Source organism: Bradyrhizobium sp. TM233, from assembly GCF_036247965.1.
Classification (GTDB): Bacteria; Pseudomonadota; Alphaproteobacteria; order Rhizobiales; family Xanthobacteraceae; genus Bradyrhizobium; species Bradyrhizobium ottawaense.
Window position 1 is genome coordinate 214,484 of sequence record NZ_BTIG01000007.1, and the last position, 14,713, is coordinate 229,196.

Here is a 14,713-nt window from a genome sequence, read left to right on the forward strand (position 1 = left end):
GCTATTCGCTCCGGCTCGCCAGCGCATTCACGGCGGCAACCGTGATCGCGGAGCCGCCGAGGCGGCCCTCGACGGTCAGCGCCGGCACTGGCGGATCGTCCATCAGCGCCGCCTTGGACTCGGCTGCACCGACGAAGCCAACCGGGCAGCCGATGATCGCAGCGGGCCGCGGGCAATCGCGGTTCTCGAGCATGTTGAGGAGGTGAAACAGCGCTGTCGGCGCATTGCCGATCGCAACGATGGCGCCTTCGAGATGCGGCCGCCACAGCTCCAGCGCCGCGGCCGAGCGGGTGTTGCGCATGGATTGCGCGAGTGCAGGCACGGTCTCGTCGCCAAGCGTGCAGATGACGGCATTGGCCGCGGGAAGCCTCGCGCGCGTAATGCCCTCCGAGACCATGCGCGCGTCGCACAGGATCGGCGCGCCTCGTTGCAGAGCGGCGCGCGCGGCGATCGCCATGCCCTGAGTGAAGCGGATATGCGCCTCCAGCCCGACCATGCCGGCGGCATGGATCATCCGCACCACGATCTGCTCCTCGTCGGGCGAAAAGCGCGCAAGATCGGCCTCGGCGCGGATGGTCGCAAAGGACTGCCGGTAGATCGCCGCCCCATCGGTTTCGTAAGTGTGCGGCATCAGTTCCCTCCCACAAGGATGGAGGGATCGCTGACGATGTCGGCGCCGTTCAGGTCGCGCAGCACCGGCTCGTCGCGGATCGAGCCGTCACGGACGAGATCGAAGCCGGCGCGGGTCGCCACCAGCGTGACCGCGGCCGTGCCGGAATGGGCACAGCCCTTGCCGCAGCCGGAGACGTGGAGCCGCGCATCGGCGGCGATGCGCGGGGCGAGCGCTGCTGCGAGCGCACGCGTATCAGCATGGGCTTCGCGGCAGCGCGGCGCGCCGCTGCAGGCGATGACGCGCAGCGCGGGATCAAAGGGCTCGGTGATCAGGCCCGGGGCGCTCGGCATCTCGCGCTTGCCCTCGCTCAGCACCATCCGCCAGGGCGTCATGCGCAGCGCATGTCCGCAGCCGGCGAACTGATGCAGCGTCGTGTGGAGCATCTGCCCGAACGCAACGCCGACCATCGCGCCTTGCGGATAGTGCCCGGGCCGCGACGCGGCCATCACGGGCGCAGGCTCGGTCTCGCCGCGCAGCGATTGAGGCAATGCCGCGCCGGACGCGATGTGGGCCGCCATGCGCCCTCGCCCGCCCGTCGCGCCGCCGGAGACCAGGAACCAGCTCGCGAGCGCGAGCGCCGTGCTCACGGCCTCCCCGCGTGCGACGGAGCGGCCAAGCTTTGCGCCATCGGCCCGCACCAGGAGATGGCCTGTGCGATCGCGCTCGATCCGTATGTCGGCGGAATCGCCGGCGAGCACGCGCGACTTTCCGTCATCGATGGCGAAGCCGAATTTCGTTGGAAGCGCGAGCGAATTATCCTCGAGCGCTTCTTCGAGCTCGGCGGCAAGCGATTGTGTCGCGTCGCCAGCGCGCCAGAACGGCGTGACGAGGATGTTGCGACGGGCTTCCGTAGCCGGATCCGGATCGAGCAGCGCCAATCGTGCAAGGCCGTCGATCAACGGCCGATGGCCTTCTTCACTGACGCCCCTGATCTGCAGATTGGCGCGGCTCGTCACGTCGATCAGACCATTGCCGTGTTGCCCGGCGAGTTCGGCAAGTCCGGAGATTTGCGGTGCTTCAAGCCGTCCACCGAACGGACGCACGCGCACCACGAGCCCGTCGCCCGAGAGCATCGGGCGCAGCGCGCCGGGACACCAGCCCTTGACCGTGGCCGCGCTCATGAGGCCTCCCGCAGCGCCGCGGCAATCGAATTGCGGCGCGTTTGCCATAGCGCCGCATCGTGCAGGCGCGCAAAACAGGTTTCCATCGCGGCGAGCGCGGACGGATTTTCACGCGCCATGAAAGCGCGGACGTCGTCATTGCCGAGCGTTGCATCGTAATAGAGATCGAACAGATGCGGCGGCACGGCGCCGGCGAGATGAGCGAAAGCGGCCATGTGCTCCAGCGTCGCCGTGATCTCGGCCGCGCCGCGAAAACCGTGGCGCATCATTCCGGCGATCCACGCCGGATTGGCCGCGCGCGCACGGACGACGCGCGCGATTTCCTCGGTCAGGGTGCGCGCATGCGGCTGCTCGGGACGCGTCGTGTCCAGATGATAGAGCGCCGGCCCTGCCGCGCCGAGATGCGCCGCGGCCGCCGCAACGCCGGCTTCATGCGCGGCATAGTCGGCGGCGAGCAAGAGATCGGTTTCCGGCAAGTCCTGGAGATGGACAAAGGCATCGGCCGAAGCAAGGCGCTCTTCGATGCCGGCGCGATTCGGCTGCATCTCGCCGCCGGCCGAGAACGCCCAGGACGATGCCGCCAGCCAGGCTTCACCGGCGGCATCGCGCGTCTCGGGCGTGAAGGCATCGGGGATCGCGGATAGGCCCACGCCGTATTGTCCGGGACGCGGCGCGAACACGCGGGAGGCGCGGTGGCGGTACGGATTCTCGTCGCCCTCGTCCTCGCGCGCCGCAAGCGCTTCGGAGGCGGCCTCGAACAATTGCGCAAGGCCTGGGAAGACGTCGCGAAACAGGCCCGACACGCGCAGCGTGACGTCGATGCGGGGGCGGCCGAGTTCGGCCGGCGCGATGATGTCGTAACCGGTGACACGGCCGGAGGCGTGATCCCAGCGCGGCGCAAGACCGGCCAGATGCAGCGCCATGGCGAACTCCTCGCCGGCGGTGCGCATCGTCGCCGAGCCCCAGAGATCGACCACGAGGCCTTTCGGCCAGTCACCGTGATCCTGCAAGTGACGACGCAGCAGTTCTTCGGCGAGTTTTATGCCCTGCGCATGTGCCGACGGCGTCGGCACGGCGCGCGGATCGACCGCAAAGAGATTGCGCCCGGTCGGCAGCACGTCCTGACGGCCGCGATAGGGCGAGCCCGACGGTCCCGGCGCAACGCGCTTGCCGGCAAGTGCGGCACGAAGCGCATCCCGCTCAGCCTCGCCGCAGGCGCCGCAGCCGAACACGTGCAGGCCGTCGCCGAACTGGCTTTCCTTGAGGTCGCAGACGAAGCGATCGATCCGCGGAATGGCTTCGGCCGGTGCAGCCGATGCATCGAGACCAAGATCGCCTTCGAGGCCTGCCACGCGCGCCTCGTCGCGGATCGCGGCAATCAGCCGCTGGCGGCGCGCGGGATCGAGACCATCGGCGGTCGAATATTCGTCGAGGAGCTGTTCGAGCCGGCGCAGGCCTTCCGGCACCGCGGATGCGGCGAGCGGCGGCGGCAGATGGCCGATGGTGACGGCGCCAATGCGCCGTTTCGCCTGCGCGGCCTCGCCGGGATCGTTGACGATGAAGGGATAGATGACGGGGAGATTGCCGATCAGGGCTTCCGGCCAGCAGGCTGGGGACAGCGCCACGGATTTGCCGGGCAGCCATTCCAGCGTGCCATGCGCGCCCATGTGCACGACGGCATCGATGCCCTGCTCCCGGAGCCAGAGATAGAACGCGACGTAGCCGTGGCGCGGCGTGCGGGCGAGATCGTGATAATCGGTATCGCGCGTGGTCGCATCGCCGCGTTCCGGCTGAACCGCGATGATCGACTTGCCGCAAGCGACGGCCGCGAATTGAAACGCGCCGTCCTGGCAGCTCGGATCATCCTCCGGCGCGCCCCAGGCTTGCGCGAGATCATCCTGCAAGACTTGCGGCAGGCGCGAAAGCGCCGCGCGGTAATCGGCAACGTCCCAGGTCAGTTGCCGCTTGAGCAGCGTCTCGCCAAGGGTGTGGACCGGCGCAACATCGAAGCCGGCCTCCGCGAGATCCGACACCAGCGCCTCGACCGAGGCCAGCGCATCGAGACCGACCGCATGCGCGATCTGATGCGGACGGCCCGGATAGTTCGAGAGCACGAGCGCCAGCCGCTTCTCGCCGGCCGGCGTCGCCGCCAGTCGCCGCCAGGCCGCGACGCGCGCGGCGACGGCCGTCACGCGCTTCTCGTCGGGCCGGTGCGCCAGATGCGAGAATTGCAGATCGGGATCGCGCAGCCCTGCCGACTTGAAGCTCACGACACCCGCGAACAGGCGGCCATCGACCTCGGGCAGCACCACATGCATCGCAAGGTCGCCGGGCGAGAGGCCGCGCAGCGACTCCGTCCAGTCCTCGTGCCGGGCCGTCGAGAGCGCGACCTGGAACACCGGGCACGATGCGGCGTCGAATGGTGTGGTGCCGTCGTCGCCCATGGCCGAGAACGCCGTCGCGTTGACGATCGCAGCCGCCGGATTTTGCGCGAGATACGCGCGCAACCAATCCGCGACGCCCGCGGCCTTCAGCGAAGTCACGAACACGCCGCAGGCATCAAAGCCGCGCTCGCGCAGCGCTGCGATCAGGGCATCGACCGGGCCCGTGTCCGCGGCGGTGAGATACGAGCGATAGAACGTTACAAGTGCGCGCGGCCTCCCCTCGCCATGCGCCGGCGCAGCAATCACACCACGCGCGGGATCGTAGAACCCCATCTCGGGCACGGTCGTCTCGCCTATAACAGGCCCGGCATAGAGGCCCGAGGCCAAAGCGAGCTGCGCGATCGCAGCCTGCGCCGCCACCGGCCCGCCGGTGTCGCAGAGCACCTTGAGCCGGCGCAGCGTCGAGACCGGCAAGGTCGAGTAAGCATCCAGCCGCGTGTCGTCGCGACCGTCGGCCGGCAGCACGGCCAGCACAATGCCACGGTCCTTCGCGAACTGTTGCAGGGCCGCAAGCCCATACGGCCAGTAGGACTCCCCGCCGATCAGCCGCACCAGAATGCCGCGCGCCTGCGACAGCGTGCGCTCGATATAGGTGTCGACCGAGAGCGGATGACGCAGCTCCGCAAGATTGGCGAGCCGCAGCGTCGGCAGGCTGGCGCGACCGCGCCGCCAGCCGGCCGCGAACGCCGCAAGATCGGAATCCGAATACGAGAGCACCACGAGATCGGCCGGGTCCTGGCCGATATCCCTTGGCGTCGCGGTCTCCTCGAGACCGCGGCTCTCGCGGAAAACGACGTGCATCAGATACCAAGTCCTGACCTGATCGCGGCCTCGTCGATATCGCCGTGCTCGCCGATCACGACGAGCTTTGACTGCCTGAGCCCAGCGCCCCAGGGCTTGTCGAACTGGTGGCGCACGCGCTCGCCGACGGCCTGCAGCAGCAGCCGCATCGGTTTGCCCGCGACCGCGATATAGCCCTTGGCGCGCAGCACATTCTGCTCGCGCGCCAGCTTTTGCACCGATGCGACCAGCGCATCGACGTCGGCGACTTCAGGAAGATCGATCACGACCGAAGCGAAATCGTCGTGCTCGTGATCCTCCTCGCCGTCATGATGCGAGGGACGCGCGGCAAGATCGTTCTCGGCGGCAGCGCCAAGACCGAGGATGACGCGCGCATCGATCGCACCGTCGGTCACGGGGAGCATCGGCACGCGGCGCGGCATCTCGGCAATAATCGCCGCCTTGGCCGCTTCGAGTCCCGCCGCCCCCGCGAGATCGGCCTTGGTCAGCAGCACGATATCGGCGCAGGCGATCTGATCTTCGAACACCTCCGACAACGGCGTCTCGTGATCGAGATTTTCGTCCGCCGCACGCTGCGCTTCCACCGCAGCCGGATCGGGCGCGAAGCGGCCGGCCGCCACAGCCTCGGCATCGGCAAGTGCGATCACACCGTCGACGGTGATGCGCGAGCGGATCTCCGGCCAGTCGAACGCCTTCAGCAGGGGCTTGGGCAGCGCCAGGCCCGAGGTCTCGATCAGGATATGATCGGGCCGCACGGGCCGCGCCAGCAGTTTTTCCATGGTCGGAATGAAATCGTCGGCAACCGTGCAGCAGATGCAGCCATTGGCGAGCTCGACGATGTTCTCTTCCGGGCAATTGGCGTCGGCACAGGATCTCAGGATCTCGCCGTCGACGCCCTCACTGCCGAACTCGTTCACGAGCACCGCGAGCTTCTTGCCGCCGGCATTGCTGAGCAGATGCTGGATCAGCGTCGTCTTGCCGGAGCCGAGAAAACCGGTGACCACCGTCACAGGGACTTTTGCGAGCGGGTTCATTCGGCGGCCTCCGGCACGACGGCAATGGGGGGAATGCGGGCAAGCGATTGCTTGCGGAATATTTCCGGCCGGCTGCGCCAGGGCACGAGACCATCCGGCGCCGCCGCATAGGCCGCCGCGCCCGCGACCACGTCCTGCGCATTCGCATCCGACAGGCGGCCATAGACATACGACCAGCGGCCGGGCGCGCTGAGCGCGACCGAGCAGCCCTGATTGCAGGCCGACAGGCATTCGACGGGAACCACATTGACGCCCTCGGGCACGCCGGCGTCGAGGATCGCCCCATGCAGGCGCTTGCCGGGCGTCGCCTCGCCCTCGCCAGGCGTCTCGCCGGCGCGGCAGGTGATGCAGACGTGAAGTGTGACGGTCATCGCCTCTTCCAGATAACAGCGGGAGGCGATGAGGCACACGGACCATTCTTCAGAAGGCCCGTTTCCCCGTCGCGGAACACCCCGTCCGCCGGTCCAAAACTCGTCCGCGCTGGCAGGTCTCCCGGCTTGCGGAGCAGGGTTATCCCCTTCGATCCCCGCCTTCCCGATTCCCGCGGGAATCAGTGGCTTCGGGCATCTCTCCGGTCACGGTCGCGGGGGCGGCTGCAGTTTGGACCCAAATCTTGCCGATTCGGACCCTATCGCATTCCCTCTTCGCCTGTCATAGGACAGGAACCAACGCCGGGCCACCATTTGCCGGTGGCCGCCACTTGTCAAGCCGAAGGACCGGGACCGATGACGCCTGAACCGGATACGAAAACGGCCGAGGAAACCGACGCCCGCCACGCCACGAAAATGGCGAAGAAGAAGGCCGCCCGCGACAAGATCATGGCGACCAAGAGCGGCGAAAAGGGCCTCATCATCGTCCACACCGGCGCCGGCAAGGGCAAGTCCTCCTCGGCCTTCGGCATGATCGTCCGCTGCGTCGCCCATGGCTTCCCCTGTGCGGTCGTGCAGTTCATCAAGGGCGCCTGGGATACCGGCGAGCGACGCCTGCTCACCGGCCATTTCGGCGACCTCTGCCAGTTCCACGCCATGGGTGAAGGTTTTACCTGGGAGACGCAGGACCGCGCCCGCGACATCGCCGCCGCGCGCGCCGGCTGGGAGAAGGCCAAGGAGCTGATCCTCGATGAGAGCTTGCGCATGGTCGTGCTCGACGAGATCAACATCGCGCTGCGCTACGACTATCTCGACATCGCGGAGGTCGTCGAGTTTCTGACCACCTCGAAGCCGCCGATGACGCATGTCGTCCTCACCGGGCGCAACGCCAAGGACGAGCTGATCGAGATCGCCGATCTCGTCACCGAGATGACGCTGGTGAAACATCCGTTCCGCTCCGGCATCAAGGCGCAGGCCGGCGTCGAGTTCTGAGTTCGATGGCACGCGCGTTGATGATCCAGGGGGCCGGCTCGGACGTGGGCAAGTCGCTCATCGTCGCAGGCCTTGCGCGTGCCTTCACGCGGCGCGGCCTGCGCGTGCTGCCGTTCAAGCCGCAGAACATGTCGAACAACGCAGCCGTCACCGTCGACGGCGGCGAGATCGGCCGTGCCCAGGCGCTGCAGGCGCTCGCCGCCGGTGTCGAACCGCACACCGACATGAACCCCGTGCTGCTGAAGCCCGAGACCGATGTCGGCGCGCAGGTGATCGTCCACGGAAAGCGCATCGCGACTGCGCGCGCGCGTGACTATGCCGCGATGAAGCCCTCGCTGATGGGCGCGGTGCTGGAGAGCTTTGAGCGGCTGAAGGCGCGCGCCGATCTGGTGCTGGTCGAAGGCGCCGGCAGTCCGGCCGAGGTCAATTTGCGCAAATCCGATATCGCCAATATGGGCTTTGCGCGCAGGGCCGACGTGCCGGTCGTGCTGATCGGCGACATCGACCGCGGCGGCGTCATCGCCCAGCTGGTCGGCATCAAGACGGTGATCGACCCCGACGACGCCGCGATGATCCGGGGTTTCGTCATCAACAAGTTCCGCGGCGATCCCACCCTGTTCGATGACGGCTACAGGCTGATCGAGCAAAAGACCGCATGGCGCGGCCTTGGCGTGCTGCCCTGGTTCGCCCGCGCCGGCGAGCTGCCGGCTGAGGACGCGCTGGGCCTGAGCGACGCGCGCAAGCCGGGCCAGTGCAAGATCGCCTGCCTGGCGCTGTCGCGGATCGCCAATTTCGACGATCTCGATCCGCTCAAGCTCGAGGCGGGCGTCGATCTCGTGATGGTGCGCCCCGGCGAAGCCATCCCAGGGGACGCGCGTCTCGTCATCATTCCCGGCTCAAAATCGACCCGCGGCGATCTCGCCTTCCTGCGCGCGCAAGGCTGGGACATCGATCTGCTCGCGCATCACCGCAGGGGTGGCCATGTGCTCGGCCTCTGCGGCGGCTATCAGATGCTCGGCCGCAGCGTCGCCGATCCCGAAGGCATCGAAGGCCCCGCAGGCGACACGGCAGGCCTTGGGCTGCTGGATGTGGAAACGGTGATGAGCCCGCAGAAGACGCTGACGCGAGTTACGGCTGTGCATGCCGCCACGGATCAGCCGATCGAGGCGTACGAAATCCACATCGGCCGGACCGATGGGCCCGATCGTGCACGTCCGTTCGCGACACTGGACGGCGAGCCCGAAGGCGCGATCTCGCGCGATGGCCGCGTGCAGGGCAGCTATCTGCACGGCCTGTTCACGTCGGATGATTTCCGCAAGGCGTATCTGGCCAAGCTCGACATTCCCGCAGGTGAAGAGCCCTATCAAGCCAGGGTCGAGAGTGCGCTCGATGCGCTCGCCGACCACATCGAAGAGCATCTCGACGTGGAAGACCTGCTTGCGCTAGCGCGCTAGAGCTTCCGAGACGCGCGTCCATTCGGCTTCGCTGCCCGGAAGCCCGAGGCGCAGCCATGTCGGCCTCTGCGCGAAGACGCGCGACCAGATCTGGCTTTGTGCCAATCTCTCTTGCGCGGCGAGCGCGTCGGGTGTCTCGTAGAGGCGAAACAGCGGCGTCCCCCCAAGCAGCATCCAGCCTTGCGCTAGCGCTATGGCATCGAGGCGAACACAGTCCCGGGCTAGTCGCGCTGACGTGGCCTCGGCCCAGGCGTCGTCACCCAACGCGCGACAGCCGATCGCGATCGCCGCTCCCGAGACCGGCCATGGACCCGACATCGACGCAAGCTTGCCAATGTCGGCCGCATTGCCGATCGCGAACCCGAGCCGCAGGCCGGCAAGCCCATAAAACTTTCCGAACGAGCGCAGGATCAGCAGTCCCGGCCGATCGGCCTCCGATGCAAGCGACAGTTGCGGAACGGCATCGACAAAGCTCTCGTCGATGACGAGGCGGCCGACGCGCGGCAGCAATGCGAGCAGATCCTTCGGAGCATGATGCTGTCCGCCGGGGTTGTTGGGATTGACGACCACGGCGAGATCCGCGCCTGCCAGCGCGTCGAGCTCGCTGGCCTGCTGGACATCCCAGCCTGCAGCCGACAGAACCCCTGCATACTCATTATAGGTCGGTCCGAGGATGCGGGCGCGGCCGGTTGGTACCAGCTGCGGCAGCAATTGAATGGCAGCCTGCGCGCCGCCCATCGCCACGATCGGTGCGCTGGTGCGATAGGCGTGCTGTGCGGCTTGATGCAGGGCGCTGATGTCGGATTGCGAGGGCAGCGCATTCCAATAGTGCGCATCGATCTTGCCCACGGGATAAGGCAGCCGGTTGATCCCTGTCGACAGATCGATCCAGTCCTCCGCGCGTCCGCCGAAACGCTGCTGTGCCAGATCCAGATTTCCACCGTGCTCGCGCATGTCTCGTTCTTTCACGCGAAGCTGAGGATCGCAAGCAGGCCGGCGAGCAGCAGCATGGCGCGGCGGTAGACCGTCAGTGCCTCGGCGATATCAGCGGCGCGCGGATCGCGCGCGCCTTCGTTGAGCCAGGGCTCGTTGGTCGCGCCGCCGTGATAGATGCGGGGGCCGCTGAGCCGCACCCCAAGCCCGCCCGCCATCGCCGCTTCCGGCCAGCCGGCATTGGGTGAGCGGTGACGGCGTGCATCGCGCGTCATGCACAACAGCGCGTCCGATCTCCGCGGTGCCAGCAGCACGAACAAGAATCCGGTCAGCCGCGCCGGAATGAAGTTGGCGACATCGTCGATGCGTGCAGCCGCCCAGCCGAAGGCTTCATGTCGCTCGCTGCGATGGCCGATCATCGAATCCAGCGTGTTGATCGCCTTGTAGCCGAGGATGCCCGGCAGGCCGAACAGCGCGCCCCAGAATACCGGCGCCACGATGCCATCGGACGCATTCTCGGCGAGGCTCTCGATCGCCGCGCGCGCGATGCCGGCTTCGTCGAGCGCTGCGGGATCGCGGCCAACGATGCGCGAGACCGCCTCGCGCGCGCCGGCGATGTCACCGGCCATCAGAGGATTCGCGACCGCGCCGACGTGATCATATAGCGAGCGCAGCGCGACCAAGGGCCAGGCCAGGATGCCAATCAGCACGACCTGGATCCAGCCCAGGGGCAGCAAGGACTGAAGCGTCCAACCGAACGCGACGGAGAGCGCGATCACGAGAAGCGCGCCAGCAATGCCCGCGCCGCGGCGAACGGCCGGCCGATCGGACGAACGATTCCAGGCGGTGTCGATGGCACCGATCAGCCGGCCCAGCCAGGTCACGGGATGCCCGATCCGCGCGAACAGAGGCGACGGCCAGCCCAGCAGGGCATCCACCGCCATCGCCACCACCATCGCGCCCGCAAAGCCCACATTCGCCTCCTGTCCCGCCCCTGTTGCGCAAAGCGAGGGGCAAGCGCAAGCCCCCGGCGGCCTGATTTCGGCTTTGTCTTTGGCCGCGTTTGGTGATTAGTCAGGCCCACAGGAGACCTTCATGGCCGTCATCTTGATCACGGGCGGAGCGCGATCGGGCAAGAGCAAGCGTGCGGAAATGCGCACGCGCGCCTTCCCCGGGCAGCCCGTCTATGTCGCGACGGCCGAGGCGCTCGACATCGAGATGGAGACGCGGATCGCAAAACATCGCGCTCGCCGCGGAACCGCCTGGATGGAGCGCGAGGTGCCGCTCGATCTTGTGCCCACACTGGTCGCGACCGATGGCGGCGGCGCAAGGCTGGTGGATTGCCTGACGCTGTGGCTCTCCAACCTGATGCATGCACAGCGTGATTGGGAGCGCGAGGTGAGCGAGCTCGCCGGCACCCTGCCCCGCCTCAAAAGCCCCGTCGTCCTCGTCACCAACGAAGTCGGTCTCGGCATCGTGCCCGACAACGCGCTGGCGCGCAGCTTTCGCGACGCCGCCGGGATCATGAACCAGATCATCGCGGCCGCTGCCGACGAGGTCGAGTTCGTCGTCGCCGGCCTTCCAATGAAATTGAAATGATGCCGCGCGCCGAGCTTCTGAAAGACATCGTCGCCGATCTCAGGATGGCGGTATCGTTCGTGACGATCCTCCCGGTGGCCTCGTCGAAGCCCGCGGCTGACGGCGCCGTCGCGCGCGCGACCTGGGCGCTTCCCGTCGCGGGACTGCTGGTCGGCCTTGCCGGCGCCTTCGTCTACAAGGTCGCGATCCGCTTCGGACTGACGCCGAACATTGCTGCCTTGCTTGCACTCGCGATTACTGCCCTCATCACCGGCGCGCTGCACGAAGACGGTCTCGCCGATACCGCCGATGGGCTCGGCGGCGGCCGTACGCGCGAGCGCAAGCTCGAGATCATGCGCGACAGCCGGATCGGGACCTATGGCGTCTGCGCGTTGATCCTGTCGTTTGGCCTGCGCTGGAGCGCACTCGCGGCGATCGCCGATCCCTTGCTGGTGGCATTTGCGCTTTGCGCCGCGCACGCCGCCGCCCGCGCGGGCGTGCCGGCCTTCATGTCACTGGTACCGCCAGCGCGGCCTGACGGGCTGTCGGCAAGCGCGGGATCGCCGCCGGGCCGCAGCGTCGCCATCGCCTTCGCACTTGGAACGCTCGCGCTCGCTCTCGCGTTGGGGCCGGGCAAGGCGCTGGTCGGTCTGATCGTGCTGTCGCTCGCCGGCCTGTTGCTGGCGCGGCTTGCCGTGCGCCAGATCGGCGGGCAGACCGGCGACATCCTCGGTGCCTTCGAGCAGATCGGCGAGATCCTCGTTCTGCTGGTGGCCGCATCCTTCCGGATGGGAGGCTGACCTCATGGTCGAGTTCGACGACACTTTCCGTCAGCACTTGCGCGAGCTGTTCGTGTGGCGCCGCGACGTCCGCCGCTTTCGAGCCGACCCGCTGCCCGCCGGCGCCATCGATCGCCTGATCGAGACCGCCTGCCTGTCGCCCTCGGTCGGCCTCAGCCAACCCTGGCGCTTCGTCACCGTCGATGATGCTGCACGACGTCGCGCCATCATCGATGATTTCACGGCGTGCAACGCCGACGCACTGAATTGCTATTCCGGTGAACGTGCGGCCCGCTACGCCACGCTGAAACTGTCGGGCCTCGAACAGGCCCCCGGCCACCTTGCCGTCTTCGCCGACAAGGCCAGCGACATCGGCCACGGCCTTGGCCGCGCGACCATGCCGGAGACGACCGAGTATTCCGTGGTCGCCGCCATCACCGCGATGTGGCTCGCCGCACGCGCCGAAAGCATCGGCATCGGCTGGGTCTCGATCCTCAATCCGGATCGTATCCACGCCGTTCTGGCCGTGCCTGATACCTGGAAGTTCATCGCCTATCTCTGCATCGGCTATCCGGAAGTCGAATGCGACCAGCCCGAGCTGGAGCAGGCAAAATGGGAGCGCCGGCGCGGCGCGGACGAATTTACGTTGCGGCGTTAGCGAATCGCGCCCCAAGCTCGCCAATCAGATACCAGCAATCGATCCATCCTTCGTCATTGCGAGCGCAGCGAAGCAATCCAGAATCCTTCCGCAGAAAGAGTCTGGATCGCTTCGTCGCAAGGGCTCCTCGCAATGACGGCGGAGAGACGTGACGCAGGCGGAGAGAGAGCGGCGCAGCCCCCCGCTACGACCTGCTCCTGCCGGCCACCGCCGCCACAGGCGCGGGGCTTTCCTGCTTCTGGAACATCAGCAGCGGCCTGAAGATGACGCGGCCATAGGCCTCGTAGTGGTTCTGGGTCGAGACCGCCATCTTCAGTGGCGTCGCATAATTCGCCTCGAAGGTCATGAACGACGCATAGGTCCAGGAGAAGCCGACGCCGACCGAGGCCATTTCGGTGACGCCGGGGAAGGTCGAATACACCGCACCCCAGTCGGTGAAGATGTAGGTGTCGAAACCCCTCAGCCATTGCGACCAGTTGTAGTGCAGCTCGGCGTTGAGATAATAGCCGCTGTCGCCGGAGGCCGCATTGGAGGGATAACCGCGTACGGTGGTGGGGCCGCCGATCGAGAAGATCTGATCGCCCGGCAGCAGCTTCTCCTGCGTGTACTGCCAGCTTGCCAGCACATTGGCGCTGAAGTTCTGGGGCCCTGCGGCGCTGGTGGCGATCAGCGAGCCGGTGTAGGTGTTGAACGCGCGGTTGTTGCCGAGCACATAGTCATGCCACGCGACGTAGTTCACTGCCGGCGAGACCGTGATCGAATAGGTGTTGCCGGACTTGGTCACCGAGATTCCGGCCGTGGTCTTGTCGTAGTGGTCGTCGGTGACGGCGACCGTGGCAAAGCGGCTGACGGTCTTGCCCTCAGTCAAGGCCGCGTTGAGCAGCACCAGCCAATCCTGGGTCACCCAGACCGGCTGGCTGAAATTGACCGCGGCCTGGCTCGATCGGCCGGTGACATCGAGCGCGACGAACGGTCCCTGGACGATCTTGATCTTGCCCTCGGTATAGCTGACGCCGGCGCGGCCGCCCCAGGGATTGACCGGGATGCTGTAGGCGACATTGCCGTTGAGATTGCCGTCGGAGCGGACGCCGTAGAAGGTCAGGCGGTCGTCGACGCCGAACAGGCCATGACGCTTGTAGAAGGCCCCGCCCTCCCAGCGCCCGGTGTTCTCGGAACCCTGGTTGTCTGTGAAGAGCTGCAAGGTGTCGACCGGCGGCTCGATCACCGCGAACTGCAGGTCGGTCAGGCCGAAGCTCGTGCCGGGCTGCAGCAGGGCCTTGATCTGCACGTCGTTGGTCCGGTTGAACCAGATCACGTCACGATTGAGTTTTGGAACGTCGAGGACCTCGCCTTCGGGCTCCTTCACGCGATCGAGGATGTAATCGGTGCGGGTCTGCTTGTTGCCCTCGACCGTCGTCTTCTGCAGCCGTCCTTCGGTCAGCTTGACGCGGACGACGCCGCCCTTGGCGTCCTGCTCGGGCAGCGTCGCGATGCCCGTGACGATGCCGCGCGCGGCATAGACGGCATTGATGTCGGCAACGAGCTGCAGCAGCGAGGCGATGTCGACGTTCTTGCCGACATATTTCTTCGCGATCTCATCCAGCTCCGCCGGCGTGATGAACTTGGACTCGTCGAACGTGATCTTGCGCAGGCGAAACTTCGGCCCGCCCGGCTTCAGGAGCTGGGATTTTTCCCGCTCGCCACCGATCACCGCCGGCCCGGTGAGCTTGGGCGGGGCGCTCTGCTGCTCGAGCTGCCGCCGCTGCCGGTCGACGTCGTTCTGGATCACGCCGGGATTGATCGACTGGGCGCGCGCACAGACGATGCAGCAAGCTGCAAGCCCGATCCCCAACGATGCTCCCAGAATCCGCATCCCG

13 protein-coding genes and 1 riboswitch are annotated in these 14,713 nt (G+C 67.1%); of the genes, 5 read left to right on the top strand and 8 right to left on the bottom strand.

The features are described from left to right. Nucleotide 1: 1 nt before the first annotated feature. From AABA86_RS15745 to AABA86_RS15765, 5 genes are read right to left on the bottom strand one after another with little or no spacing between them, the layout of a single operon-like run. Nucleotides 2-631: a precorrin-8X methylmutase gene (locus AABA86_RS15745; protein ID WP_338307455.1), complete on the bottom strand. Its 630-nt coding sequence runs from the start codon at nt 629-631 to the stop codon at nt 2-4. Further along, nucleotides 631-1,794, bottom strand: a complete 1,164-nt coding sequence (cobG, locus tag AABA86_RS15750) for a precorrin-3B synthase (RefSeq protein ID WP_338307456.1) — start codon at nt 1,792-1,794, stop codon at nt 631-633. The genes AABA86_RS15745 and cobG overlap by 1 nt, the downstream gene beginning before the upstream one ends. Next, nucleotides 1,791-5,039, bottom strand: a complete 3,249-nt coding sequence (gene cobN / locus AABA86_RS15755; RefSeq protein WP_338307457.1) for a cobaltochelatase subunit CobN — start codon at nt 5,037-5,039, stop codon at nt 1,791-1,793. The genes cobG and cobN overlap by 4 nt, the downstream gene beginning before the upstream one ends. Further along, a complete protein-coding gene (gene cobW, locus AABA86_RS15760) occupies nt 5,039-6,073 on the bottom strand; it encodes a cobalamin biosynthesis protein CobW (RefSeq protein ID WP_338307458.1) in 1,035 nt (344 codons plus the stop codon). The genes cobN and cobW overlap by 1 nt, the downstream gene beginning before the upstream one ends. Further along, nucleotides 6,070-6,444 carry a DUF1636 family protein gene (locus AABA86_RS15765; protein ID WP_018315957.1) on the bottom strand — a complete coding sequence of 125 codons (375 nt, stop codon included), beginning with the start codon at nt 6,442-6,444 and terminating at the stop codon, nt 6,070-6,072. The genes cobW and AABA86_RS15765 overlap by 4 nt, the downstream gene beginning before the upstream one ends. Nucleotides 6,445-6,538: 94 nt before the next feature. After that, nucleotides 6,539-6,758: riboswitch (cobalamin riboswitch) on the bottom strand. A gap of 40 nt (nt 6,759-6,798) precedes the next feature. On the opposite strand from AABA86_RS15765, the gene cobO reads away from it, so the two are divergent. Next, nucleotides 6,799-7,434 carry a cob(I)yrinic acid a,c-diamide adenosyltransferase gene (gene cobO, locus AABA86_RS15770; RefSeq protein ID WP_028142439.1) on the top strand — a complete coding sequence of 212 codons (636 nt, stop codon included), beginning with the start codon at nt 6,799-6,801 and terminating at the stop codon, nt 7,432-7,434. A gap of 5 nt (nt 7,435-7,439) precedes the next feature. Continuing rightward, on the top strand, nt 7,440-8,888 hold the full coding sequence (locus AABA86_RS15775) for a cobyric acid synthase (RefSeq protein WP_338307459.1): 1,449 nt from the start codon (nt 7,440-7,442) through the stop codon (nt 8,886-8,888). Here the strand turns inward: AABA86_RS15775 and cobD are convergent. Further along, nucleotides 8,877-9,842 (bottom strand): threonine-phosphate decarboxylase CobD, encoded by a 966-nt coding sequence (cobD, locus tag AABA86_RS15780; protein ID WP_338307460.1) that lies wholly within the window; start codon nt 9,840-9,842, stop codon nt 8,877-8,879. The two genes, AABA86_RS15775 and cobD, sit on opposite strands and share 12 nt — an antisense overlap. A gap of 11 nt (nt 9,843-9,853) precedes the next feature. Then, nucleotides 9,854-10,795, bottom strand: a complete 942-nt coding sequence (cbiB, locus tag AABA86_RS15785) for an adenosylcobinamide-phosphate synthase CbiB (protein WP_338307461.1) — start codon at nt 10,793-10,795, stop codon at nt 9,854-9,856. A gap of 121 nt (nt 10,796-10,916) precedes the next feature. On the opposite strand from cbiB, the gene cobU reads away from it, so the two are divergent. From cobU to bluB, 3 genes are read left to right on the top strand one after another with little or no spacing between them, the layout of a single operon-like run. Then, complete coding sequence (gene cobU, locus AABA86_RS15790) at nt 10,917-11,420, top strand: bifunctional adenosylcobinamide kinase/adenosylcobinamide-phosphate guanylyltransferase (RefSeq protein WP_338307462.1); 504 nt, start codon at nt 10,917-10,919, stop codon at nt 11,418-11,420. Then, complete coding sequence (cobS, locus tag AABA86_RS15795; RefSeq protein ID WP_338307463.1) at nt 11,417-12,199, top strand: adenosylcobinamide-GDP ribazoletransferase; 783 nt, start codon at nt 11,417-11,419, stop codon at nt 12,197-12,199. Before cobU ends, cobS begins: the two co-directional genes overlap by 4 nt. 4 nt (nt 12,200-12,203) lie before the next feature. Beyond that, a complete protein-coding gene (gene bluB / locus AABA86_RS15800; RefSeq protein WP_338307464.1) occupies nt 12,204-12,836 on the top strand; it encodes a 5,6-dimethylbenzimidazole synthase in 633 nt (210 codons plus the stop codon). A 184-nt stretch (nt 12,837-13,020) separates the two neighbouring features. Here bluB and AABA86_RS15805 read toward each other — a convergent pair whose 3' ends face one another. Next, nucleotides 13,021-14,709: a ShlB/FhaC/HecB family hemolysin secretion/activation protein gene (locus tag AABA86_RS15805; protein WP_338307465.1), complete on the bottom strand. Its 1,689-nt coding sequence runs from the start codon at nt 14,707-14,709 to the stop codon at nt 13,021-13,023. Nucleotides 14,710-14,713: the final 4 nt, after the last annotated feature.